Origin of the sequence: Terriglobus roseus (genome assembly GCF_900102185.1) — a bacterium.
GTDB lineage: Bacteria > Acidobacteriota > Terriglobia > Terriglobales > Acidobacteriaceae > Terriglobus > Terriglobus roseus_A.
Map to the genome: position 1 here is coordinate 1,826,035 of NZ_LT629690.1, position 23,689 is coordinate 1,849,723.

The window sequence follows — 23,689 nt, forward strand, 5'->3', positions numbered from 1 at the left end:
CATTCTTCGTGCACGTATTTAGTGATGTGACAGGAAGAGGAAACGAGCAACAAACAGCGCAGCCAACACAAACAGCAGCCAATCTTTGCGCGATGACTGTCCACTGAACAACCTCAACAACGCGAAGCTCGTAATGCCGATTCCAAGTCCATTCGCAATGGAATATGTGAGCGGAATCATCACCAGCGTCAGGAACGCCGGAATTGCAACGGTCGGCTCGCTCCAGTTCACCTCGGCAATAGAGCCCAGCATCAACGCACCCACAATGATCAGCGCAGGCGCAGTAGCCGAACTGGGAATCGCTCCCACGAGAGGCGCAACAAACATGGATACGAAGAAGCACAGCCCCGTCACGATGGCCGGAATACCAGTCCTTCCACCAGCAGCAACACCAGCAGAAGACTCAATATAAGAGCACACAGTACTTGTTCCAGCCAGTGATCCCGCAATCGTCGCGGTCGCATCGGCGAAGAAGATACGTGACAACCTCGGTATCTTCGCGTCGTCCGTAATCAGTCCAGCCTTCTTGGTCACGGCGACAAGTGTTCCCACGTTGTCGAACAGGTCCACGAAGAGGAAGACGAAGATGATCTCCAGCGCGCCCGTATGCAAAGCGCCCGGAATGTCCAAGTGGAACGCAGTCGACGTAATTGCCTTGAAGGAGAACGGCTGAGAAGCCAGATGCACCTGACCAAAGACATATCCAGTAAGCAACGTCCCGGCAATGCCAATGAGAATGGAGGCGCGCACACGTAGGATCTGCAGCACACCAATCAGCAGCAACCCGAACAACGCCAGCGCCGTTCCCGGAGCACGAAGGTTACCCAACGCAACCGTGGTATCCGGATCACGCACAATGATCCCCGACTCCATCAACCCGATGAAGGCAATGAACAGTCCAACACCGCCCGCGACCGAAGCATGCAGCTCACGAGGAATCGCCTCCACCAGCAACTGCCGAATACCACCAAAGGTAAGCAGCAGGAAGACCACACCGGAGAGGAACACAGCACCCAGCGCGGTCTGCCAGGGAATATGCATCTTCAGGCACACGGTGTAGGTGAAGTACGCATTCAGCCCCATACCCGGCGCCAGTGCCAACGGATAGCGCGCCAGAAACCCCATCAGGATGGAGCCGAACGCGGCGCAAAGACAGGTGGCCGCCGTCACCGCAGCAATGGGCATTCCGGTCTTCGACAGGATCGCGGGGTTGACGAAGATGATGTAAGCCATCGTCAGAAAGGTAGTTAGACCCGCAAGGATCTCCGTGCGCCAGTTGGCGTCGAGGCCTGGGAAGTCGAAATAGCGCTCTAATGCCTGGCGCAAAAGCATGTCCTTTCCACGGGAGGGGATATGGCAACTATACGAGACATCCATCCCACAACACACCGGTCACCCCGGTTGCGGATTCTGCATCCCATTCGTTGCGATGAAGAAGGCAGTCGGAGTCAAAGCGCCGGAAATCATTCTGGATCCGGTGGAAGCGGCCAAGTCAGCAGGACTTCGCTACACAAGCGATCGTCAACCTGGATACCACCGGACGCCGCATGGCAAGACATTCCGTTACACCACGCCAGATGGCAAGGTGCTGCGTGACAAGCAAGCCCTGTCACGTATTCGGTCGCTCGTGATCCCGCCTGCATGGACCGATGTCTGGATCACCACACACGACAACGGCCACCTGCAATGTACCGGACGGGATGCCCGGGGGCGCAAGCAGAGCCGCTACCATCCGCGCTGGCGTGAAGTCCGCGATGAGACGAAGTATGAGCGCATGGCACTTTTCGCGGAAGCATTGCCCATCATTCGTAAGCGTGTCTCAAACGATCTAGGGCATCCCGGATTGCCGCGTGAAAAGGTGTTAGCTACTGTTGTGCGCCTGATGGAGGAGACGCATATTCGTGTTGGCAATGAAGAATATGCGCGCACCAACAAGAGCTATGGATTGACCACGATGCGGACGAAACATGTGGAGGTTCACGGAGCGCACGTTAAGTTCGACTTTCAAGGCAAGAGTCGGGTTCATCACACCATCAACCTTCAAGACCGCAGGCTTGCGAAGATCATTCGCCAGATTAGCGAGCTTCCAGGCTATGAACTGTTTCAATATGTGGACGATGAGAGTAATCGCCACAGCATCGGTTCCACTGATGTGAATGACTACCTGAAAGACATTACGGGCGAACACTTCACAGCAAAGGACTTCCGTACGTGGGCAGGCAGCGTCCTGTGCTGCTCCTTGCTCAACGAGTCAGAACCGGCAACGTCCATGACGCAGGCGAAGAAGAACGTAGTGCAGGCCATCGCTCAGGTGGCGTCCAAGCTGGGAAATACTCCCAGCGTTTGCCGCAAGTGCTATGTCCATCCAGCAGTTCTGGAACGTTATCTCGGTGCCATTAGTGCCGAAGAAGCAGAGAAGCGCTTGGAGAGCGAGATCGCCAAAGAGCGCAAGAACGTAGCTAAACATGCTGCGGCATTACGCGCTGAGGAACGCGAATTGGTCAATCTGCTACGCCAGCAAGCGCTTTTGAAAAAGGCGGCCTGACACGGAGCTTCACAGAACGTTTATCCTTGGTAGAAGCGCGTACACGCGGTGCATCGGAACATCGAGTGCCAGCGGAATCCCGGGACGCGTGGTTACGAGGATTTGGCGTGGCTTCCGTTAACAACACTCTCCGGCTGATTCGTATTGGCGAACAGCAAGGCTCCAGTTGCTCTTCCGCACTTGCAGATGATCCCTGGCAGTACGACGCCGTCACGGGTTATGGCCCAGGTGCGTCACAGCGTGATGCTCTGCCTGAAGGCTCGCCTGCGCAGGGTGTGATTCCGCGTGAGTATCGCAATGCATCTGCTGCGGAGCTTGATCTGCGTATCCGTGCGGCAAAGCACGCGCTAGGCGATCGACTGGTAATCCTTGGACATTTCTACCAGCGCGATGAAGTCGTAAAGTACGCCGACTTTGTTGGTGACAGCTTCCAGCTTGCGAATGCAGCAAAGACTCGACCAGATGCGGAATACATTGTCTTCTGCGGTGTTCATTTCATGGCAGAAACGGCAGACATGCTTTCGAAGCCGGAACAGTCGGTAGTGCTGCCAAACCTTGCAGCCGGTTGCTCCATGGCTGACATGGCCGACTTGGATAGCGTGCAGGATTGCTGGGAAGAGTTGATGGACCTGTATGGCAACGAGCCGGATGCTGACGGCCGCGCACCTGTTATCCCTGTGACCTACATGAACTCCTCGGCTGCGCTCAAGGCGTTCTGCGGACGCAATGGCGGCATTGTGTGTACTTCATCCAATGCCGCGCAGGTACTGGAATGGGCCTTCGCGCGTGGACAGCGCGTGCTGTTTTTTCCGGACCAGCATCTTGGACGCAATACGGCAAAAGCCATGGGGATTCCGCTGGAGCAGATGCCGGTGTGGCAGCCGGAGCAGAAGCTTGGTGGCAATACGGAAGCAGCAATGCGTGATGCTAAGGTCATCCTGTGGCACGGCTACTGCTCAGTACACAAGCGCTTCACCGTGGAGCAGATTCGCCATGCACGACTCCGGCATCCTGGTGTTCGTGTGCTTGTGCATCCGGAATGCCCTATGGAAGTGGTCGACGCGGCGGACGAGTACGGTTCTACGGACTACATCAAGAGACGCATTGAAGGTGCGGAACCTGGTGGTGTATTTGCCATCGGTACTGAGATCAACCTGGTGCAGCGACTTGCAGATCAGCATCCGGAACACACCATCGTCTGCCTGGATTCGATCATCTGCCCGTGCTCTACGATGTATCGTATTCACCCCAGCTACCTGGCGTGGGTGCTGGAGTCGTTGGATCGCGGTGAGATTGTGAATCAGATCTCGGTTGCGGATGACGTAGCGGAGCCCGCACGTGTTGCGCTGGAACGCATGCTTTCCGTGAAGCCCAAGGTTGCATAATGACACTCGCCGCAGACGCTATCGATCGCATTGTCCGCATTGCACTGGATGAGGACGCACCATGGGGTGACGTTACTTCCGAGCTTCTTATTCCCGAGGATGCGCAGGTGACAGCGATTCTCGCGGCCAGGGAAGATGGCGTACTTGCGGGTGCGCAAGTCTTCGCTGCGACGATGCGTTTGGTAGATCCTGCAACGCTCGTCACGTTTTCAGTTCGGGACGCGGAACCGTTTACCTCCGGTCAGGTGTTGGCCACGGTGAGTGGCTTTGCCCGCAATGTGCTTCGCGGAGAGCGCGTTGCGCTGAACTTCGTCCAGCGAATGAGCGGCATTGCGACTCTTACTGCGAAGTATGTTGCGGAGACAGTTGGTACGAAGGCGCACATCGTAGACACACGCAAGACCACTCCCGGATTGCGGCTATTGGAACGCTATGCGGTTCGCTGCGGCGGTGGGTTTAATCATCGCTACTCACTGTCAGATGCGGTGCTGGCGAAGGACAATCATCTTGCGATCGTTACCGACGGTGGCAAGAAGGATCTCACTGCTGCTTTGATCGAGGCACGCAACCGTCTTCCGCACACAACGCATTTTGAGGTGGAAGTGGATCGTCCCGATCAGATTGAACCTGTGTTGGCTGCGGGTGTCGATACGATCATGCTGGATAACTTCACAACCGAGCAGATGCGCGATGCGGTAAAGCAGATCAACGGCCGTGCACTCGTGGAAGCAAGCGGTGGTGTCCAGTTGCCACGCATCCACGAGATTGCGGAGACAGGCGTCGACATTATCTCCGTGGGTGCACTGACACACAGCGTCCGCGCACTCGATCTTGGTTTGGATATCGAAAACAACTAAATTGAAGCCCGCTGGTTCGTGAGCGGACCTCGTCTTAATTCAACAAATTAAGACGAGGTTGTGGCTTCTCTGGCGATCGCATTTTGAATGGTGTATCGCTGATCCGCAAGCATGATGCGCGTGATCTCTTCCACTGTTCCAATGCGACCACGTGCGCCGGCGCGTGTGCAGTTCAATGCCGCGGCGGCACAGGCGTAATCAAGCTGACGCTCCAGCGGCCAGCCCTGCAGCAAGCCGTAGATAAAGCCTGCATGGAAGAGGTCGCCCGCACCTGTGGTGTCCACAGTGGAGACGCGATATGCGGGGCGCTGCAGAATCTGCTTTCCGTTGAAGGTGAGGACACCATCAAGGCCCAGGGTGATGCCGGCTAGATTGCAATCTGCGCGTTCCTGAAGGAGCTTGAGAGCCTTCAATGGATCAGGCTCGCCGGTAAGGGCGGAAGGGAACTCGCGGCTGGCGAGAACATAATCAACCAGCGGCAGCAGGTCATCTACGCCGGGACGAATCACATCCAGATCAGCAATGACGGGGATTCCGGCCTCACGGGCCCAACCTGCTGCAGTGATAGCAGCAGTGGTGTGATATCCGTCTACGAGCAGCGCGCGGGCAGAGGTGATCCACTCTCGGTGAAGATCTTCCGGTTGCAACGTTAGGCGCGGATCGCGATGGCAGAGAACCGTGCGCTCGCCAGAGCCGTCAACAAGGATCAGCGACTGAGGGCTTGCCGCGTCTTCTACAGCTGTAATGTGTGTTTCGACACCGACGTCATCAAAGGCAGCGCGGTGCAGGCGTGCAGCGTAGTCGTCTCCAAGACGTCCGATGTAACGCGTACGAAGGCCCCAGCGGCGGCAGGCGATGACGGCGGTTGAGACTTCGCCACCAAGAAGGATGCTGCGCTCAGAATATTCGGTCTTAGAACCGAGGGCGGGGAAGCTGGCAAGGGGAATGACAGTGTCGGTGGCGTTCAGACCCACGCCTACCAGATCGACCTTTGTGCTCTTCGGTTTGTGCGACATCTCCTTCATCGTACTCCCCTGAAAAGCAAAAATAGAACGCCATATTGTTGGCCACACAAATGAAGGCCCCCGGATAACCGGGGGCGCTGGAGAGAAGAGGGTACTGGTTTACCAGTCGAGCTTTTCGGGGAAGAACTCCGCAAAGAGATCGTCGTAATAGGGCTTCAGCTGGGCCATATCTGGCTTAGTGTTGCCCTTCGAGTACAGGTCATAGGGGTTGAAGCGAAGTACGGAAGGCAGCATTGCGCGATCCTGTTCGTTGCACAGGTGGTCATAAGCGCCGTGGCGGTGCCATGCGTAGAACGAGTGGTAACGAAGCATGTAGAGCGCCTCCATGGGGAGGTAATTCTTCATGACTTCGTAGATGTAGCCGTCGTGGCCAAAGCTCATCTTCACCTTGTCCAGTCCACAGTTTGGCTCGTAGATGCCGTACTTGGTCTGGTATAGGGGGTTATTGTAATCCGGATTTGCCTTGAAGTATTCGGGGAAGACTACCTGGTCGGAGTAGGCGCAGCCGGTGGGGAAGGTGTCGCCCACAACGCCCCACTGCGGTTCGCCGTACAGGCAGAGGCACTTGCCCAGATCATGAACGAAACCGGTTGCCACCATCCAGCGCGGCTCGTTGTTGGCGCGCATGGCTTCGGAGGTCTGCAACAGGTGCTCGATCTGGGTCAGATCGGTGTCGGGGTCGCTGTCGTCGACGAGGGTATTTAGATATTCGGCCGCTTCCCAGATGCTCTTCTTGCCGCGCGTGAGGCCGAAGTATTCCTTCTCTTTGCCCAACACGTATTCATGCGTCTGGTAGGTATGGTTCAGGCGGTAAAACTCTGCAACACCAGGGTTTGCCTCCGCGTCATAAACGCGGAATTCTTCCTGATTCTTGCCTTCTTTGTAACGGCCCTGAAGGAACTCTTCCCACTCGTGCTCGATCGGTAAACCGTTCTCACCCACAACATCAACAACTGCAGAACCCATAACAACCCCTCCCAGCTACGCCTTTCCTACGGGCGTTTAGTTAGCGGTAACTATACCCAGTAACTGAGACGGTATGCAAGGAGAAAAGTTCTTATTTGGCAGAAGTTGTCAGAGATGATTCGCGGATTACCAAAGTGGGCTCCAGGAGGACCGAACGGGGTTCCAAATTGGGTTGTTCCGCGAGCTGAATCGCGAGTCGACCGGCCTGCTGACCGAGGCGATCCGTACCGTGGTCAATGGATGTGAGCGGCGTGCGCAGGTAGCGGGCATACCGCATGTTGCCGCAGCCAACGAAGGCGATATCGCCGGGGATGGAACGGCCGGCGTCGCGAGCAGCTTCCATGGCGCCAATGGCGGCAAGGTCGTTGTAGCAGAAGACCGCGTCCACGTCCGGGTGCTCCTGGAGCAGACGCTGCATGGCGGCGTAGCCTTCGCGGTCGCCGGCTTCGTCCATGTGATCGAAACGGACTACGAGCGATTCATCCACCGGGAGCTGATTTGCAGCAAGAGTTTCGCGATAACCGCGTGCACGCTCCAATGACGGGCTCAGCGGGCGTCCCGTGATGTGAGCGATACGTTTCCTGCCAGTGTCGATGAGGTGCTGCGTCGCCATGCGGCCTACACCAAAGTCATCACCGCCAACGAAGGGTGCATCCAGTTCCGGGTAGTTTCGGTCGATCAGCAGGTACGGCGTACGCTCATCGCCGGACTGGTAGATGCTGGTCAGGTTCTGTTGGCACGAGGCCACGAGCAATACATCAACACCACGGCTGAGAATCGTGCGGATTTCTGATTGCTCAATCGCTGGGTTGTCTTCTGACGACGCAATGATGAGAGCGCGACCTGTCTCTCGCAGAACTTCGGAGAGGGACTTTGCAAACTCTGCAAAGTAGGTCTGAACAAGGTCCGGGACCACAAGGCCGACGGTGTAGGTGCGGCCACTGGCCAATCCGCGTGCCAGCATGTTCGGCTGATAGTTCAGCTCCTGCATGCGTTGCAGCACACGCGCACGGGTGGCTTCGCTGATGTCGGGGTTGCCGCGCAGCACTTTGGAAACGGTCACGGTGGACACGTTCAGATCACGCGCAATGTCTTTCAGTCGTACGGCCACAGTGAATCCAGTTTACGGTGCGGTAGGCATCAGGAAAAGCGAGTCTCGCGGCGAAGGCGCAACCCGGCGGCGATCAAACTTACCACCAGAACGACACCCAACGCAGCCATCCAACGGAAGCTCATCTCCAGCGGCGGTACTACAGCACGAACTGCAAGGAAGATGAAGAACCCGGTGGCCACCGCGACGATGAGGTAATCCCACCACCGGCGCTTTTCCTCGCGTCCTGAAAACTCGTCGCCCGCCTGAGCAAGCAGCGTTTCGCGGTAGTCCAGGCCATAGCGGTCGCACTCGCGTTCCAGTGCTTTGTTGCGCGATGTGTGTTCACCAATCGAGGCCTTCGCTGTACTGATGAAGAGTGCGCCAAGGATCATGATCAGCGATCCGGCGATGACCAATGCCTTATGTTGGCCGTCGGCATTACGAAGCTCACCAAAGACCAACGCGCCCCACGCCAATCCCCAAAGCTGGTTGGTGTTGGAGAGTGGAATGCCGCGGCCAATGCCGAGGTACTTCGTTGCGAATTGCTGGAACAGATCACCAATCACCCAGACAAAGCCGCCGAGAAAGAGCCAGAACAGCAATGGCCCGCTTTGAGCGAGAGTGAATGCGGAAGAATGACGTCCGCCATCCAGCGTCCAGGTGAGAGCAAACATCGTGAACAGTTCGCCCACGGTGAAAGCCGTCACAAAGGACAGGGGATTCATACCGCTGAGATAGGCCTTGCGATACGGCACATACATGGTGCCCCACATGAGGCTGGCTCCAATGGCAGCAAGAACGCCGCCGAGTGCGTTATGGCCCGTGGAGGTGGCTCCATGAATGGTGCTGAAGCCAAGCATGATGGCTGCGATGATGATGCAGGTGGTGCCAAGAATGACCTTCGTTGTGGTCTTGCCGTCAGCACCTTGCAGTTCACGAAAGAGAACTCGTCCCCAAAAGAGGCCAACGAGCGAATTTGTGTTCCACATGGGAAAGGCGATGGCCAGGCCCACATCACGAATGGCGAACACCGTCAGCGTATTCGCAACAGCCCATAGGGCGCCTGCAAGAATGGCCCAAACCAGCAAGTGCTTACGAGCCATCAGATCGCGAAAGACGTAACCTGTGCCTTTGAGCAGCGTGGGGAAGGTCCAGCGTGCGGTGAAGACTCCCGCCACCATGCAGAGCGAGATGGCAAAGGGCGAAAAGCCTGCAGTGACGAGTTTGGTGGGCGCTTCCGCGGCTCCCAACCAGACACCTGCAGTCAAACCGCAGAGAACGCCCAGGGAATGCAGCGACGACGCATTGGATGAATGTTCTTGTGACAGGGCAGTAATCCTGAAGAGAAGATGGCGCTTTAGTGAAGCGCGATAAGCAGCGCGAGGCCAAAGCCGAGAACGGCGACTGGCACCCAGAACTGAACGTCGGTGACAATGGCTCTAAGGGTGCGGCCTGTGGATGACGATGTGCTCAAACGGTCCTCGCTACAATAAGTGCTTTGCGAATGTCACGTTAGGATGCCGTGCGGACGATGTCAAGTTCCGCCATGAAAAGGGTTCGGAATGATTGCGAAACTATGCGATGCGAAAGACCTGCCAGACGCAGGGAAAATGAAGAGTTTCGCGGGTCGCAATGGACTGCAGATCTGCGTTACGGAGATCGAAGGGAAGCTGGTTGCATTCGACAACCACTGTCCGCATCAGGGAGCGCCTTTGTCCGCAGGACATCTGGACGGATGCATGGTGGTATGCCCGTATCACGCGTGGCGGTTCGATGTGACGAACGGCAAAAGTGAAAATATTGCCGACCCTGATCTGGAAACCTACGAGATTCGTCGCTATGACGATGAAGTGTTCGTTAGGCTTCCTAACTCCGTCTAGGTCGTCGGGGCGCGCATGGAATCTTCTTCAGCGTCGGGTACTTCTTCGGCATCCTTCTCTTCGTGATAAACCATCTCCGAATTGATCTTCCAAAGATTGCGCTTGTCCGTGATGCCATGGATCACGTTGTCTACGGCACGCATCGCAGTCAGCATGGAATGATCCTGGTTGTTGTACTTGTGCATGCCATTGCGGCCAACAAGGAAGAGATTCTCAAACTGATCGGTGAAGGCACGGAGTTCGTCGAAGCGATCGTAGGTGCCGAAGTACGCAGGGTATGTCTTGGGAACGCGAACCACATGCGCATCTTCAAACTGCGGCGAAGGCAGAATACCGATCTTATGCAGTTCTGCTGCGCCAAGCTGCTTTAGCTCGTCATCCGGCATGCGCCATAGAGGGTCTGTCTCATAGCAGAAGTACTCAAGACCAATCCAGACTTTGTCTGACGCGACGAGATACGGGCTCCAGTTATTGAAGATCTGCAAACGACCGATCAGGACATCGGGTTCCTGGATATAGATCCATGTGTCTTTCAGCAACGAGCCATCAGTTTCTGTAACTGCGAGGCGATCTACGAGAAGACCGATCGTAATGAAGTCGCGGTAAACAAGGCCTTCTGCGACTTGTTTCACGTTCGTAGGAATGGCCGTTCCGGTGCGTTCCATCGCTCGAATCAAATCACGCATCGGCATCGTGGAGAGAAAGACGTCCGCAGGGTAATTCGTAATGTTGCCTTGTGGATCTGTAGCGTCCACCGAGATGACGCGTTGGCCATCGGTGTGAATCCCCACTACGGTGCTTTCCATATGAATCTCGCCACCGTTAGACACGACGGTATCCGCGACATGTTCCCAGAGTTGACCGGGGCCGAACTTGGGGTACAAAAAACGCTCAATCAGAGATGTATCTGTCTTCTTCTGCTGAATATCTGTTGAATCAGCGCCCCTCTTGCTGAACGACTTCTTCAGGAAATGTTTCACCGCAGTGGTCAGCGACAATCCCTTGATACGCTGCGCGCCCCATTCCGCGCTTATTTCGTCGCATCGCGTGCCCCAAACCTTCTCTGTGTAGCTCTTGAAGAAGGTGAGGTAGAGCTGCCGGCCAAACCGATTAATGAGAAAGTCTTCAAGCGACTTTTCATTTTCAATTGGCGCAAGCCGCGATTCGATATAGCTGATGCCGATGCGCACTGCTCGCAACAGACCAAGCTTTTCCAGCGTGTCGCGTGTAAGTGTGATGGGGTAATCGAAAAAGCGGCGCAGGTAGTAAATGCGGCTTTTACGCGGGCGGATGAGCATTAGCAGATCCGCTTCCTGCGCTGTCTTGTCAGAATTTTCTGCAAGACCGGCAATCGAGCGAGTGTCGTTTTGGTACGCGATGGCCGCCTTGCTGTCCGCTCCACGTTCGGTTGGCATCTGGTCCAGCCACCACTTCATCACCTGATCATTCTTGGAGAAGAAGCGATGTCCGCCGATGTCCATGCGGTTGCCCTTGTATTGCACAGTGCGCGAGATGCCCCCGATTTCGCCGGATGCTTCCAGGACGACGGGGTGAATGGAGCTCTGCTTTTGGAACTCCAATGCTGCAGTGAGGCCGGCGGGGCCTGCGCCGATGATGAGGGCGGTTTTGCGGGACGACATTGCTTCCTTCAAGGCTTACTCACGCTAGTGTACGGATTGCATCGCGCGAGTGTCTTCTATTGTGACGGTTCGGCTCCGCAATGGTGTATTTCGGTACGATAGAAGGCAGGACTTTCTGTGGCTCACTATCTCGTAACCGGCGCATCAGGATTCTTTGGCGGAGTATTAAAGCGCAGACTTCTGCGCGAAGGCCATACCGTCGTCAACATTGATCTCGAGCGCGATGAAGATGCAGGGCTCGCCGGATTGACCAGCATTCAGGGCGATCTGCGTGACCGTACGCTGATGGAACGCACCTTTGCCGAGCATCGCTTCGACGCTATCTTTCATGCGGCGGCGCAACTCGCCCACGGTATGAAGCTGGATGAGCACCTGATGTGGACCAGCAATGTGGATGCAACGGCACTGCTGGCAGAGTTGGCGAAGAAGCACGACGTGAAGCCGTTTGTTTTTGTCTCCACGAACTGCCTGTGGGCGTCGAACCTGGGACATCCGGTTCACGAAGAAAACGACACACCTGCCCCCGTGGAGCTTTATGGCCGCTCCAAGCTTGAAGCAGAGCATCGACTAAAGCCGTTCATGGACGACTTGAACGTGGTGATCATTCGTTGCCCCACGATCATGGATAGCGGACGTTTGGGATTGCTCGCCATTCTCTACGAGTTCATCGACGATCACAAGACGGTATGGGTCGTGGGCGACGGCAGCAATCGTTACCAGTTCATCTACGCTGAGGATCTGGCAACCGCCTGCATTCAGGGCGCGGCCTACCAGGGCAGCGGTATCTTCCACATCGGTTCAGACAATGTGAAGTCGATGCGCGAGGTGTATGAAACCGTTATCGCTGCCGGTGGTAGTCGCAGCAAGGTGCGCTCGCTACCCAAGACCCCGACGATTGCAGCAATGATGCTGGCGCACAAACTGAAGGTGTCGCCGTTGGGTCCGTATCACTACAAGATGATTGCGGAGAGTTTCATCTTCGATACCACTAAGATCAAGCGCGAACTTGGCTGGCAGCCGACTCTGACCAACGAAGAGATGCTGCTGCGAGCGTATGACTACTATAAGCAGAATCGCCTCGAAATCGCCGCGCGCACCGATGTAAGCGCACACCGCAAACCAGCAGAGATGGGAATCATTCGTCTATTGAAATGGATTTCCTAGCGAGATATCTGCTGCTGAATTCGTAGAAAAGGAAATTCGATACGCGGTAGGGAGTGGAGGCGCGGGTCGGGATCGAACCGACGCATAAAGGTTTTGCAGACCTCTCCCTTACCACTTGGGTACCGCGCCATTCACACATTCAGGAGAAGAGGAATGTGCAATCTATCTTACGCTTGCTTCGATAGTCTGAAGCCGGTATCAGCACGCCGGAGAGGCAAGGCTGGAAATGGAGCGGGAGACGGGATTTGAACCCGCGACATCTTCCTTGGCAAGGAAGCACTCTACCACTGAGCTACTCCCGCTCAACAAGATTAACTATATCGAATGAGAAGGCTGAGGTCAACGTGCGCTGGCCCTTGGAATAACATCTGCTGTGGAAAGCAGTTACATGTTTTGATTCCTACCAAAGTATGGCTTTACACCAGAGCGCGTGAAGATTCGATCTCTTCAAAGGTCATATTCTCTGCAAGTGACGCACTGCGTTGCTTCCAGTCCAGGAACATGCGGCCATAGCTATCGGTGAAGCAAAGCTCGCGAGAGATATTCAGGCGTTCCAGAGCCTGGTCAATCCAATCCGGTGTACCTTCCAGTTCCGCAAAGATGCCGATGGGAGTCTCATCCAGCAAAAGCTCCCCTTGGCCATCGTGAAACTCGGTACGGAACTTCTCATAGCGAAACACGGGACCGTAGCCAAGCTCAACAAACACTGTGGCCAGCGCGTCCGGGTCGGCAACATCGGTCTCGGTTTCTACTCGTTTTTTGTAGAACGACGTGTCGTCGTTATCCGCTGGTGGCTTTTTATGGGTCAGCAGATTGCGGCCGTTGTATTCGCGAAGCCGTAGAATCTGCCGCTCCGAGAGCAGGCGGCGTTCCGGTGTGTCGAAGAGAGTATTGCGTTCAAGCGTGCGTTCAGTATGAATCTGGAAGCCGGCGTGCAGAGCGCGCGTATGGAACTCGCGCACATCGCCGACACGGAACTTGAGCTCAATCTCCGCATGCTGCATAACAAAGTATAGGCATGGGTACTTGCGAACGGTACGGGAAAGTGGGCAGTATAGTCCGGTGAAAATTGCGACATCTTCTTCCTCTGCACAACGAACGCTGCATCTTCAGGCAGATCAACCCTCCGACATTGATAAAGCGGCAAAGATCCTTCAGGATGGTGGCCTGGTCGCCATGCCAACTGAGACCGTGTATGGTCTGGCCGCTAACGCTCTGGATGAAACGGCCGTAGCTGCGATCTTCGCCGCAAAGAAGCGCCCAAGCTGGGATCCGCTGATTGTCCATGTGAGTGACATGGCGATGCTCTCGCGCGTTGTGCGCGAAGTGCCTACCGCAGCGCTGATGCTGATGGAGAAATTCTGGCCCGGACCGCTGACCCTGCTTCTTCCACGCCATCCGAACCTGTCGCATACGGTGACCGCAGGGCGAGAGTTGGTGGGCGTAAGGATGCCTGCTCACAAGACACCGCAGGAGCTGATTCGCCGCGCCGGGCTGCCCCTGGCCGCTCCCAGCGCCAACCTTTTCGGCCATGTCAGCCCTACGACCGTTGCACACGTGCTCGCTGATCTGAATGGCCGGATTGACGCTGTGCTGGACGCAGGCCCGTCGGAGATCGGCGTGGAGTCTACCGTTCTGGACCCCGTTGCGCGCGTGTTGTATCGCCAGGGAGGCGTGAGCCGAGGCCAGATTGAAGCGGTATTGGGCAAGCCCGTTACCGTCTATCACCGACGAGAGGACGTCACGAAGCCCGCGGCCAAGCCGGAGAGCCTCCCGTCACCGGGAGTAGGCATACGGCACTACGCACCGAAGGCAAACGTGATGTTGGTGCACACACAGGCGGATATGGACGATTTGCTGCTCCACGTTACGCCGGAACACACAGGCGTGATGTTGCCCAGAGGCTGGAAGGCAAGTGGATGGAGCGGCAAGGTATTTGGATGGGAATCCTGGAACGATCCTACTGCGCTTGCGCGGACACTTTACACGGGGCTGCGAACGTTGGATGAGAAGGGCGTGCGGACAATCGTCTGTCCGCTTCCTGCTTCCAGTGAAGAACCGCTCGTGGAGGCCATTCGCGACCGCCTGCTAAAGGCCGCGCGCGACGCGTAGATCAGCTGCTAAGGCTTATTAAGCCTGTGCGACCGCGGGATCGTCGATCTCCAGTGGCTCTTCAGGCGACGGTGGATCGACCAGCATGACACCGGCACGACGGACAAGCTGGCGCACCGCCGGCTCAGCCAGACGTGTTGCGTCGTACTCAAGCCCGATGGTCTTGGCACGTTCGTCTAGCGTGACGCGGCGGATGCCGTAAACCTCGCGAATGCGGGCAATTGCTAGAACGGAGCGTTCGCTCGGGGCGATCTCGAAGTGGTAGAGCACGTCAACGGTAGTCATCTCAAGGGGAAGAATATCAGGCTGAGCTACCGCTTCGTAGCATATTGCGAAGTGACCGATCTGACGGACGTGTGTTTCTTGCCGTAGTATGTGGGCGTGGGATTCTAAAAACGTTTTTCTCACCGCAAGGTATAAGTGAAAAACGTTGGTCCAGAAGAGGTTTCATGCTGCTTCGAGTCTTCGGTATTCGCTCGGCTTTGGCTGTAGTTGTTCTATCGGCGGTTGCGTCGGTACACGGGCAGGCTGTTGATCCTGTTGTGAAACGGGCCGCTGCTCAAGGCGCAGCGATGGCAAGAACGGTAGAGCAGGAGTGGCCAGCGGGCGTCATCACCACGCAAGCCAGGCCGGGCGCTTGGGCATATGAGGTGGGCACACTCCTGGACGGTATGACCGCGCAGTCGCTGGCAAGCGGCGATGCGAATGCATTTGCTTATGTGCGAGCAACAGTCGATCGTTGGGTAGACAAAGATGGCAATGTAACGACGGAGCCGGGTAAGCCTTTTAATCCTGAGTTGCATACATTGGACAATCTCGAGCCCGGCCGCGCCGTACTAGCGGTGTACGAAAAGACTGGAGATCTACGCTATTCGAAAGCAGCAAAGCTCATCTTCAATCAGTTCCAGACCATGCCACGCAATGCAGTAGGTGGTTACTGGCACAAGCAGATCTATCCCAACCAGATGTGGCTCGATGGCGCTTATATGGGCGAACCGTTTCGCGCGGGTTATGCGAAGACCTTTCACGTCACGGGAGAGTTTGACGATATCGCGAAGCAGCTTTTGCTGATGGATGAACACATGCGCGATCCAAAGAGCGGATTGTTGCGCCACGGCTGGGACGCCAGCAAAGAACAACAGTGGGCTGATAAGACCACAGGGCTTTCGCAGGAAGTGTGGGCACGTGCGCTGGGTTGGTACGCAATGGCATTGGTCGATACCATCCCGTCATTTCCTGCGAACCATCCGCAACGAGAAAAGCTGATTGCGGTGTTGCAGCACGTTGCTGATGGCGCCGCGAAGTATCAAGACGGAGAGAACGGCACCTGGTGGGACGTGATGGACAAGGGCGGTCAGGCCGGCAACTTCCGTGAGGCATCGGCGAGTGCGATGTTCACCTATGCACTCGCAAAGGGAGTGCGCCTAGGCTATCTGCCGGAGAAGTATCGCGCGAATGCTGTGAAGGGCTGGCTCGGTATCGAGAAGGAGTTCATCACCACGGATAGCAACGGTAAGGTCACATTGCACGGAACAGTAAAAGTCAGCGGTCTTGGCGGCAAGCCTTATCGGGCTGGTGATTACAACTACTATGTACACGAAGCTGTAGGCGATAACGACGCAAAGGGCGTAGGTGCCTACCTTCTTGCAACAAGTGAAATTCAACAGATCGGAAAGAAAACGGCCCGCACGAAGTAAGTGCGGGGCCGTTTTCGAATCGTTAGTTCTGCTTACTTGAGATCGGCAATACTGACGCCGTCCATGTCGTCGTATGCCTGATTCTCGCCGCCCATGCTCCAGCAGAAGCCGTAAGCGCTGGTGCCCGCGCCTGCATGAATGCTCCATCCCGGTGAGACAGCTACTTCGCGATTGGCAACAACAAGATGCCGAGTTTCCTGTGGTGGTCCCATCAGGTGCAACACGCGGTGCGCTGGATCAACGTCGAAGTACATGTACACCTCAGAACGACGCATGTGCGTATGCGGTGGCATGGTGTTCAGGTTTGATCCTGCATCGAGCAACGTGAAGCCCATCACAAGCTCGCAGGAACGAATGCCGTCGCGATATATGGCCTTGTAGATGGTTCGTTTGTTGCACGTCTCGACCGTGCCAAGCTGCAATCCTTGCAGGTCTTTAAAGGCGACTGACTTCGTGGGATAGTCCGCGTGTGCGGGATAACTGAGTAGATAAAACGCAGCAGGAGCATCTGATTTTTCGCTCTCAAAAGAAACATTCTTGCTGCCGCGACCAACGTAGAGACAGCTTAGTTTCTCCATGGAATAACGCTCGCCATCAACGGTGATGAAACCAGCACCGCCGACATTGAGTACGCCAAGTTCTCTGCGTTCACAGAAGAAATCGGCACGTAATTCCGGCTGTGTTTCCAGCTGAAGAGGAGTTGCCATTGGGACGGCAGAGCCAATCACAGTACGGTCCAGATCGACATAGACCAGATCGATTGCGCCTGCGGTGAAGAGGTTTTCAAGCAGGAAGGTCTCGCGCAATTCTGCAGTGGTCATGCGGGGAAAGCGCACCGGATCGGACATTTGAAGCAGCTTCATGTGTGCAGTATAGCGAGCCGTAATGATGTAGCCGCAAGTGCAAACGCGCATGTATGCTTCACACACCATGGCTATGACATCCACTCGCCGCAGCTTTCTTTCCTCTGCATCGCTTACCGCACTGGCGCTTCCATTGCTGGAGACGCAGGCACAAGCGGTCCCGCATCCAGAGCCTTTTCAAGTGTTCTCTGACCAAAAGCTTGAAGCTTCTAAAAAGAATCTGAACGCTGCTCCGGGCAACGACAACCTGTTTAAGGGAGCAGCAGGTCTGACCATGGTGATGACCGTGGAAGAGAAGAAGGCGGCAAAGGAATTTGAATGGCATGAAGGCCGCGACCACATCCTCCAGGTGTTGGAAGGCTCTACGGTCTACGAACTTGGCGGTACTCCAAAAGAGGGTCGCAATGTGAAGCCAGGAGAATGGCTCGCTCCATCGGCAGACGGTGCAAGCCGTGTGGAGTTGAAGAAAGGCGATGTTCTGGTCATCCCGCGAGGGACTCTGCACAAGCGCACCACGGCTGACAAAGTGACGTTTTACCTGATCTCATCTGAGGGAACTGCCCACTAATTTCGCCGCGCTTTATCGAAACGTATTTGCAGAGCGTGGCTTTGGACGCATAGAGTGACATCCAGCTATGTCTACCTCTGTTTCTTCGCTCGATCTGTTTCGTTTGGATGGAAAGGTGGCACTGGTGACAGGCGCCGCCAGCGGCCTTGGTGCGGCCATTGCCATGGGGCTCGCTCAGGCTGGCGCAACCGTTGCAGTACATGGAAACCGTCGTCCAGCCGACGAAACTGCATCCGGTATCGGCGATAACGCTGCGTCATTTCAGGCTGATTTATCCGAAACGGACGGTGCGCGCACGCTCTTTGACCAGGTGAAGGCAAGGTTCGGTCATGTCGACATCCTGATCAACAACGCGGGGACGATTCATCGGAACGAAGCGGAGAACGTGCTGCTGGAGGACTGGCAACGCGTGCTGCAGGTGAATCTGACGAGCGTTTTTCAGCTGTCGCAACTCGTGGGGCGTGACCTGATCAACCGTAGTGCACGCGGCAAGATCGTGAACATTGCGTCGCTGCTTAGTTTTCAGGGTGGGATTCGCGTGCCTGCCTATGCAGCGTCGAAGGGCGGCGTGGCGCAACTGACAAAGGCGCTTGCGAACGAGTGGGCTGCCAAGCAGATTCAGGTGAATGCCGTTGCTCCGGGGTATTTCGCAACGACGAACACGGAAGCGTTGCAAGCTGACGAAACACGCAACCGGCAGATTCTGGAGCGTATTCCGGCAGGCCGTTGGGGGCAGCCTTCGGATCTGGTGGGTGCAACGCTCTTTTTATCGTCTGCGGCAAGCGACTATGTGACCGGAACCGTCCTGACCGTGGACGGGGGATGGATGGCACGATGAAAAATAATCTTGCTCGTTTGGCGCTTTTGTCTGCACTCACGCTATCGGCATTACATGCCCAAGTGGAGTCACCGAGTGCCGCACAGAAGCCCGCGATTGTTGGCATTGCCCATGTGGCGATGCGTGTGGCCGACTTGCGGGCATCTCGGGCGTTTTATGAAAAGCTCGGATTCGCGCAGCCGTTCGAAATCACGAAGGATGGCAAGGTGACGGAGGCATTCATCAAGCTGAATGATCGCCAGTATCTTGAGCTATATCCAGCGGATACCGGGCAGACGGCGGCGTTTTTGCATGTTTGCTTCGAGGCGGTGAACCTGCCAGGTTTGTATCCCATTTACACAGCGAATGGCATTGTTGCGCCGCCAGTGCGCAAGGCCGGAGCAGGGAACATGCTGCTGGCATGGAAGGGGCCTGAGGGGCAGACCGAAGAGATCACCGAATACCTCCCGGGTTCCAAGCACAGCAACGATTTCGGCCAACATCTGGGCACTGACCGCATCGCAACGCATCTCGCGGCCGCTGTCGTTCCCATGAAAGATCCGGCGGTAACCGCTGAGTATTTCATCCAGAAGATGAACTTCGTGGACGGTGGAATACGGGAAGGCGCCCGCGTGACATCTCCTGCTGGTGAGAAGGACAGTTCATTCGCGTTTCTTCCAGAGGCTTCGCCGGAGAAGCTCGTGCTGGTTTTTACCGGTGTGAGAGAAAACGAAACGTTGCGAAAACTAAAAGAACGTGGACTCACTGCCGTCGTGCAACAGCACCGAGTTCTCGTTCGCGATCCGGACGGAAATCTAATCGTGTTCACTTTGCGTTAGACGGCGGTACGTCAGAATACGAAACGTTTCGATAATCATTGACGACAGTTAATGCGGCCTCCTATAGTTGCGGTGCATCGATCGAATCCGCATCCAGACTGGAATCCTTGTGAAACGTTACGCAACCGCGGCGGTTTTGTTGTTTGGCTCGCCTCTTTTCCTCTCCGCGCAGGACACGCGGCATGTCACAGAGCCGACGATTCCTCCCGCCTGTACGATTCTCAAAGCGCAGCTTAAGGCTACGAACAATGCGTTGCGCGACGAAGACGAGAAGAAACTCGACTCTGGCCGCATTCAAGATGCGATGGATCATTGCGGTGAAGGCAAGGCCGTGGTGCTCAGAGCGGACGGCGCGTCCAACGCGTTTCTCAGTGGGCCACTGGACCTGCGAAGCGGTGTGATACTGCTGATTGAAAAGGGCGTGACGCTGTACGCATCACGCGATCCGCGGCTCTTTGATTCGACGCCTGAGACTTGCGGCGTCACGGGGCCACAGGCAAAGAACTGCCTTGCACTAATCAACGTCCGGGATGTGAAGAACGCCGCCGTAATGGGCGATGGCGTCATTGATGGGCGCGGCGACAAACAGATCCTCAGTAAGTCGTTTACGTGGTGGCAGCAGTCACGCGCCATGGAACCGACGAACACCAAATATTCAGCACCGAGACTGATCGTTGCGAATCATGCAGACGGATTGATCCTGTATCGCATTCGTCTACATAACTCGCCGAACTTCCATGTGACCGTGAGCAATACAAATGGCTTTACTGCGTGGGGTGTGCACCTGCTGACACCTACGGTGCGAGGCACGGATGCGCGCAACACTGATGGCATCGATCCAGGTTCCTCAGAGAACGTAACCGTCGCCAAAAGCTGGATTGATAACGGTGATGACAACATTGCAATTAAAGCCAGCGTGCACCACATGAGCGTGCTGGATAACCACTTCTATAGCGGTCATGGGATGTCCATGGGGTCCGAGGCACGCGATGAGTCGGACATTTACGTGGACACATTGACGCTTGACCACACCACCAGCGGTATTCGCATTAAGAGCAACGTGCAGCGCGGTGGCATGGTGCGCGGTGTGGCCTATCGCAATGTGTGTATGCGTGATGTGGCTATGCCCATTTCCATTTCGCCGTTCTACACCGGACAGACAACCGATGGCATTGAAGACACCGGTCTGAAGGGTGATATGACGCCGGATTACAAGGGGATTCGCATCGAAGATGTTTTGAGCGTTACTCCCGGCATTGTGCAGGTTGCGGGCTTGAACAAAGACCACGTCAGCGAAGTGACGCTGAATGGTGTGGAAGTACGCGGCATTCAACCTGCTCAAATGCGTGCGCGATTCGCTGCATTCACTTATGGGACGAAGGGTGCGAATATGAGCTTCTCTGGCGAGGGGGTAACGAGCAATCCAGCGACGACGCCTGCAGTGAAATCGGTAATTTCTTGCGATGGCAAGTTTGTTCCTTATGAGGATTAACGCGATCATGTCGTTGCATAAGCATTCCCTCTCTGTAGCGCTTCTGGTTGCAGGCACGATGAGTGCATTCGGACAAGATGCGTATGTTGGCAACAATCCCGCGCAGCGTAAGCCTGGTACTTCTATACGTGTCGAGCTGATCGGCGACTCTACGCAAACCGACAATGCTGGATATGGTCGCGGCTTCTGCGCGAACCTGATGCCGCAGATCGACTGCCTGAACATGGCAAAAGGCGGTGCAAGCACCAAGACGTACCGTGAGCTTGGATTGTGGGATCGCGCTCTCGCTACCAAGCCGGATTACATGTTGATTCAGTTTGGCCACAATGACATGGAATCGGCCGAGCACAATGATCGCCAGGTTCCTATCGACGTTTATGAGCAGAATCTGCGGAATTTTGTCACCGAAGCTCGAAGCCACAGCATCAAGCCGGTGTTAGTGACTCCTTTAACGCGCCGTTACTTTCAGGCGGATGGAAAGATTCATAGTGATCTGCTGAATCACGCCGCAGTGATGAAGCGTGTCGCTACAGATATGCATGTATCGTTGATCGATCTGCAGAGCGAAAGCATAGCGTATCTGGATAGCATCGGCGAGACCGCGGGTAGCAAGCTTGGTATTGCGAAGAAGGACGCGCAAGGAAAGACTGTTCCTGACAAGACACACTTGAACTGGCAGGGGAGCTACGTCTTTGGGCGGATGGTCGCAGTAGATCTTGGAGATGTAGTTCCTGCGTTGAAGAAGTTTGTTCGGCCGCAAGCCGCAACTCTTCCTGCGGAAGGGCAGCTTGCCATGCGTGTCATCCAGCAGCAGCCATTCAAGATAGTCCTCACAGGAGACTCCACTGTTGCCACAGAAGGTGGCTGGGGACCAGGCTTCTGCGCCACGCTGACTTCTAACGTCGCGTGCGTGGATGTAGCCATGAACGGCCGCAGCACGAAGAGCTACATCGACGAAGGCTTGTGGCAAAAGGCATTGAACGAGAAAGGGAATTACTACTTCATCCAGTTTGGCCATAACGATCAGAAGCCAGATCCCAAACGCCATGCGGATGCCGATGGGCTCTATGCGGAGAATCTGCGACGTTTCATTCACGATGTCCGTGCCATTGGTGCGATTCCCATTCTGGTGACTCCTCTGTCTCGCCGCAACTACAAGGACGGGGTGTTAGTGAAGGATGGCCTGGAAGAGTACGCGGCCTCCGTTCGCAAAGTAGCAGCCGAAGAGAAGGTGACTGTTGTTGATTTGTTTAGTGTGTCGCAGAAGTATCTCAGCGGCATCTCGCAGGAACAGGCAGACACTTATGACATGGTTGGCCATCCGGACGAGAAGGCAGAAAATGCCAGCGCAGCTAAGCCGGACCGCACGCATTTGAACGACAAAGGCAAAGCTCTCTTTGGTCGCATGGTTGCCGACAACGTGATCCGCATACAGGTGGAGCTGGGACCGAATGTGAACGGGCTTCCGGACGGTGCGATGGCCGTATTGCAGGCTTCTCCCACCGATGGGCACTAAGACTTACTGACTGATCTTCGAAAAAGGATTTGCCGTGCGCCGAGTTCCTCTTGCATTGCTTGCTGCTCTAACTTGCGTGACGACCTGCCATGCGCAGGTATTGAAGCGTGTCACCGTATCTCATGAAGGGAAGTCCGACTTCCATACGCTGCAGGAGGCGGTTGATCATGCGCCTGCCGATGGAGAAGAGATCCGCGTTGCACCGGGGACGTACCGGGAAAAGATTCACATTAGTACTCCAAACATCCATCTGATTGGCACCGGAAAGAAGCCGCAGGATGTGGTGCTGAGCTGGAATGATTCCGCGAAGAGCGCTGGCGGCACCGGCAAGAGTGGCAGCGTGAGCGTTGATGCCGATGGCTTCATGGCGGAGAATCTGACCATCGAAAACACCTGGGAGCTGGAACACACCCGCACCGAAGAGGGTTCGCAGGCGGTGGCGCTATTGATGAGCAGCGACCGCGCAGTGCTAGACAATGTGCGTCTGATCGCAGCGCAGGATACGCTGTACGCCAACAGCCGCACCTGTCACGAGAATCTGCCGAAGGATGGCAGTCCGCCTCCTCCGGGACGCGCGGCATGTCAGGCGTCAAGACAGTACTTTCGCAACTGTTACATCGAAGGCCACGTGGACTTCATCTTTGGTGACGCTAAGGCTGTCTTCGATCACTGTGAACTGCACGCGCGACACAACAACAACGTGATGTTCACGGCGCAAAGTCGCCAGTTTCCGGAAGAGGATTCGGGCTATTACTTTCTTCACTCTCGTATCACCGGAAACCCGCAGCCCGGCGACAAGCTGGTTCTCGGAAGACCCTGGCGCACGTACGCGACGGTGTTGTTTTATGACACGGATATCCAGCCGAAGCTTTCGGCTGATGGCTGGTCAGAGTGGGGCGGCCGGCTGAAGACCAGCACCTATCGCGAATACCGATCGCATGGGCCCGGGGTGAACGGCGGACAGCGCATCGTGACGTATCCGCCGCTGTCCCGAGAAGAAGAAAAACGGCTTACGCCCCGAGCGCTTCTTGCGGGAAGCGATGGATGGGATCCCATCCATGCGGCCGATGGGCTTCGATCCAGGCGGTGATCAAAACCGCCACCTTCTAACGCTCCAGTCCCTGACCTTCAGGGTGCTTCGTCGCGTATGGCGAGAAGCTAGCGCAGTTGTTGAGAGAAATCGAAACGGTTCGGTGAAACGTCTCAAACGCGCAAATGCCCAAAAAAACG

Annotated in this window: 22 protein-coding genes and 2 tRNA genes; 13 read left to right on the forward strand and 11 right to left on the reverse strand. The window is 55.8% G+C overall.

The window, feature by feature from the left end:
- Nucleotides 1-18: 18 nt before the first annotated feature.
- On the reverse strand, nt 19-1,332 hold the full coding sequence (locus tag BLT38_RS07790; RefSeq protein ID WP_083344663.1) for an NCS2 family permease: 1,314 nt from the start codon (nt 1,330-1,332) through the stop codon (nt 19-21).
- Between BLT38_RS07790 and BLT38_RS07795 the strand changes: the two genes are divergently transcribed.
- From BLT38_RS07795 to nadC, 3 genes are all read left to right on the forward strand, one after another.
- A complete protein-coding gene (locus BLT38_RS07795) occupies nt 1,331-2,545 on the forward strand; it encodes a DNA topoisomerase IB (protein WP_231966812.1) in 1,215 nt (404 codons plus the stop codon). The genes BLT38_RS07790 and BLT38_RS07795 overlap by 2 nt on opposite strands.
- 107 nt (nt 2,546-2,652) lie before the next feature.
- A complete protein-coding gene (nadA, locus tag BLT38_RS07800; protein WP_083346983.1) occupies nt 2,653-3,930 on the forward strand; it encodes a quinolinate synthase NadA in 1,278 nt (425 codons plus the stop codon).
- Nucleotides 3,930-4,787: a carboxylating nicotinate-nucleotide diphosphorylase gene (gene nadC / locus BLT38_RS07805; protein ID WP_083344665.1), complete on the forward strand. Its 858-nt coding sequence runs from the start codon at nt 3,930-3,932 to the stop codon at nt 4,785-4,787. The genes nadA and nadC overlap by 1 nt, the downstream gene beginning before the upstream one ends.
- Nucleotides 4,788-4,834: 47 nt before the next feature.
- Here nadC and BLT38_RS07810 read toward each other — a convergent pair whose 3' ends face one another.
- From BLT38_RS07810 to BLT38_RS07825, 4 genes are all read right to left on the reverse strand, one after another.
- Nucleotides 4,835-5,812, reverse strand: coding sequence for a carbohydrate kinase family protein (locus tag BLT38_RS07810; RefSeq protein ID WP_231966813.1), 978 nt, complete (start codon nt 5,810-5,812; stop codon nt 4,835-4,837).
- Between the two features lie 99 nt (nt 5,813-5,911).
- On the reverse strand, nt 5,912-6,778 hold the full coding sequence (locus BLT38_RS07815) for an inositol oxygenase family protein (RefSeq protein WP_083344666.1): 867 nt from the start codon (nt 6,776-6,778) through the stop codon (nt 5,912-5,914).
- 91 nt (nt 6,779-6,869) lie between these two features.
- Nucleotides 6,870-7,889 carry a LacI family DNA-binding transcriptional regulator gene (locus BLT38_RS07820; RefSeq protein WP_083344667.1) on the reverse strand — a complete coding sequence of 340 codons (1,020 nt, stop codon included), beginning with the start codon at nt 7,887-7,889 and terminating at the stop codon, nt 6,870-6,872.
- Between the two features lie 29 nt (nt 7,890-7,918).
- Nucleotides 7,919-9,139: a GRP family sugar transporter gene (locus BLT38_RS07825; protein ID WP_231966814.1), complete on the reverse strand. Its 1,221-nt coding sequence runs from the start codon at nt 9,137-9,139 to the stop codon at nt 7,919-7,921.
- A 294-nt stretch (nt 9,140-9,433) separates the two neighbouring features.
- On the opposite strand from BLT38_RS07825, the gene BLT38_RS07830 reads away from it, so the two are divergent.
- Entirely contained in the window at nt 9,434-9,751 is a 318-nt protein-coding gene (locus tag BLT38_RS07830) for a Rieske (2Fe-2S) protein (RefSeq protein WP_083344669.1), read from the forward strand.
- On the opposite strand, the gene BLT38_RS07835 is transcribed toward BLT38_RS07830, so the two are convergent.
- The gene (locus BLT38_RS07835) at nt 9,748-11,391 is read right to left on the reverse strand and encodes an NAD(P)/FAD-dependent oxidoreductase (RefSeq protein WP_083344670.1); all 1,644 of its coding nucleotides are present in this window, start codon (nt 11,389-11,391) and stop codon (nt 9,748-9,750) included. The genes BLT38_RS07830 and BLT38_RS07835 overlap by 4 nt on opposite strands.
- 117 nt (nt 11,392-11,508) lie before the next feature.
- On the opposite strand from BLT38_RS07835, the gene BLT38_RS07840 reads away from it, so the two are divergent.
- Nucleotides 11,509-12,555: an NAD-dependent epimerase/dehydratase family protein gene (locus tag BLT38_RS07840; protein WP_083344671.1), complete on the forward strand. Its 1,047-nt coding sequence runs from the start codon at nt 11,509-11,511 to the stop codon at nt 12,553-12,555.
- A 54-nt stretch (nt 12,556-12,609) separates the two neighbouring features.
- Here the strand turns inward: BLT38_RS07840 and BLT38_RS07845 are convergent.
- From BLT38_RS07845 to BLT38_RS07855, 3 genes are all read right to left on the reverse strand, one after another.
- Nucleotides 12,610-12,684, reverse strand: a tRNA-Cys gene (locus BLT38_RS07845).
- 98 nt (nt 12,685-12,782) lie between these two features.
- Nucleotides 12,783-12,857 (reverse strand) — tRNA-Gly (locus tag BLT38_RS07850).
- A 114-nt stretch (nt 12,858-12,971) separates the two neighbouring features.
- Nucleotides 12,972-13,559, reverse strand: coding sequence for a class IV adenylate cyclase (locus tag BLT38_RS07855; RefSeq protein WP_083344672.1), 588 nt, complete (start codon nt 13,557-13,559; stop codon nt 12,972-12,974).
- Nucleotides 13,560-13,617: 58 nt separating this feature from the next.
- Here BLT38_RS07855 and BLT38_RS07860 point away from each other — a divergent pair, with 58 nt between their 5' ends.
- Nucleotides 13,618-14,667: an L-threonylcarbamoyladenylate synthase gene (locus tag BLT38_RS07860; protein ID WP_331711412.1), complete on the forward strand. Its 1,050-nt coding sequence runs from the start codon at nt 13,618-13,620 to the stop codon at nt 14,665-14,667.
- Nucleotides 14,668-14,685: 18 nt separating this feature from the next.
- On the opposite strand, the gene BLT38_RS07865 is transcribed toward BLT38_RS07860, so the two are convergent.
- Entirely contained in the window at nt 14,686-14,952 is a 267-nt protein-coding gene (locus tag BLT38_RS07865; RefSeq protein WP_083344673.1) for a hypothetical protein, read from the reverse strand.
- Between the two features lie 164 nt (nt 14,953-15,116).
- Here BLT38_RS07865 and BLT38_RS07870 point away from each other — a divergent pair, with 164 nt between their 5' ends.
- Nucleotides 15,117-16,364: a glycoside hydrolase family 88/105 protein gene (locus tag BLT38_RS07870; protein ID WP_083344674.1), complete on the forward strand. Its 1,248-nt coding sequence runs from the start codon at nt 15,117-15,119 to the stop codon at nt 16,362-16,364.
- A 32-nt stretch (nt 16,365-16,396) separates the two neighbouring features.
- Here the strand turns inward: BLT38_RS07870 and kduI are convergent, their stop codons facing one another.
- The gene (gene kduI, locus BLT38_RS07875; RefSeq protein WP_231966815.1) at nt 16,397-17,278 is read right to left on the reverse strand and encodes a 5-dehydro-4-deoxy-D-glucuronate isomerase; all 882 of its coding nucleotides are present in this window, start codon (nt 17,276-17,278) and stop codon (nt 16,397-16,399) included.
- Here kduI and BLT38_RS07880 point away from each other — a divergent pair.
- The 6 genes from BLT38_RS07880 (at nt 17,277) to BLT38_RS07905 (ending at nt 23,549) form a co-directional block, all read left to right on the forward strand.
- A complete protein-coding gene (locus tag BLT38_RS07880; RefSeq protein WP_231966816.1) occupies nt 17,277-17,795 on the forward strand; it encodes a cupin domain-containing protein in 519 nt (172 codons plus the stop codon). The two genes, kduI and BLT38_RS07880, sit on opposite strands and share 2 nt — an antisense overlap.
- 67 nt (nt 17,796-17,862) lie before the next feature.
- Entirely contained in the window at nt 17,863-18,633 is a 771-nt protein-coding gene (locus BLT38_RS07885; protein ID WP_172838183.1) for a glucose 1-dehydrogenase, read from the forward strand.
- Nucleotides 18,630-19,451, forward strand: coding sequence for a VOC family protein (locus BLT38_RS07890; RefSeq protein ID WP_172838184.1), 822 nt, complete (start codon nt 18,630-18,632; stop codon nt 19,449-19,451). The genes BLT38_RS07885 and BLT38_RS07890 overlap by 4 nt, the downstream gene beginning before the upstream one ends.
- A 109-nt stretch (nt 19,452-19,560) precedes the next feature.
- The gene (locus BLT38_RS07895; protein WP_083346989.1) at nt 19,561-20,943 is read left to right on the forward strand and encodes a glycoside hydrolase family 28 protein; all 1,383 of its coding nucleotides are present in this window, start codon (nt 19,561-19,563) and stop codon (nt 20,941-20,943) included.
- 7 nt (nt 20,944-20,950) lie between these two features.
- Entirely contained in the window at nt 20,951-22,459 is a 1,509-nt protein-coding gene (locus BLT38_RS07900) for a GDSL-type esterase/lipase family protein (protein ID WP_083344676.1), read from the forward strand.
- A gap of 34 nt (nt 22,460-22,493) precedes the next feature.
- Nucleotides 22,494-23,549 carry a pectinesterase family protein gene (locus BLT38_RS07905; protein WP_083344677.1) on the forward strand — a complete coding sequence of 352 codons (1,056 nt, stop codon included), beginning with the start codon at nt 22,494-22,496 and terminating at the stop codon, nt 23,547-23,549.
- The last annotated feature ends 140 nt before the right edge of the window (nt 23,550-23,689 follow it).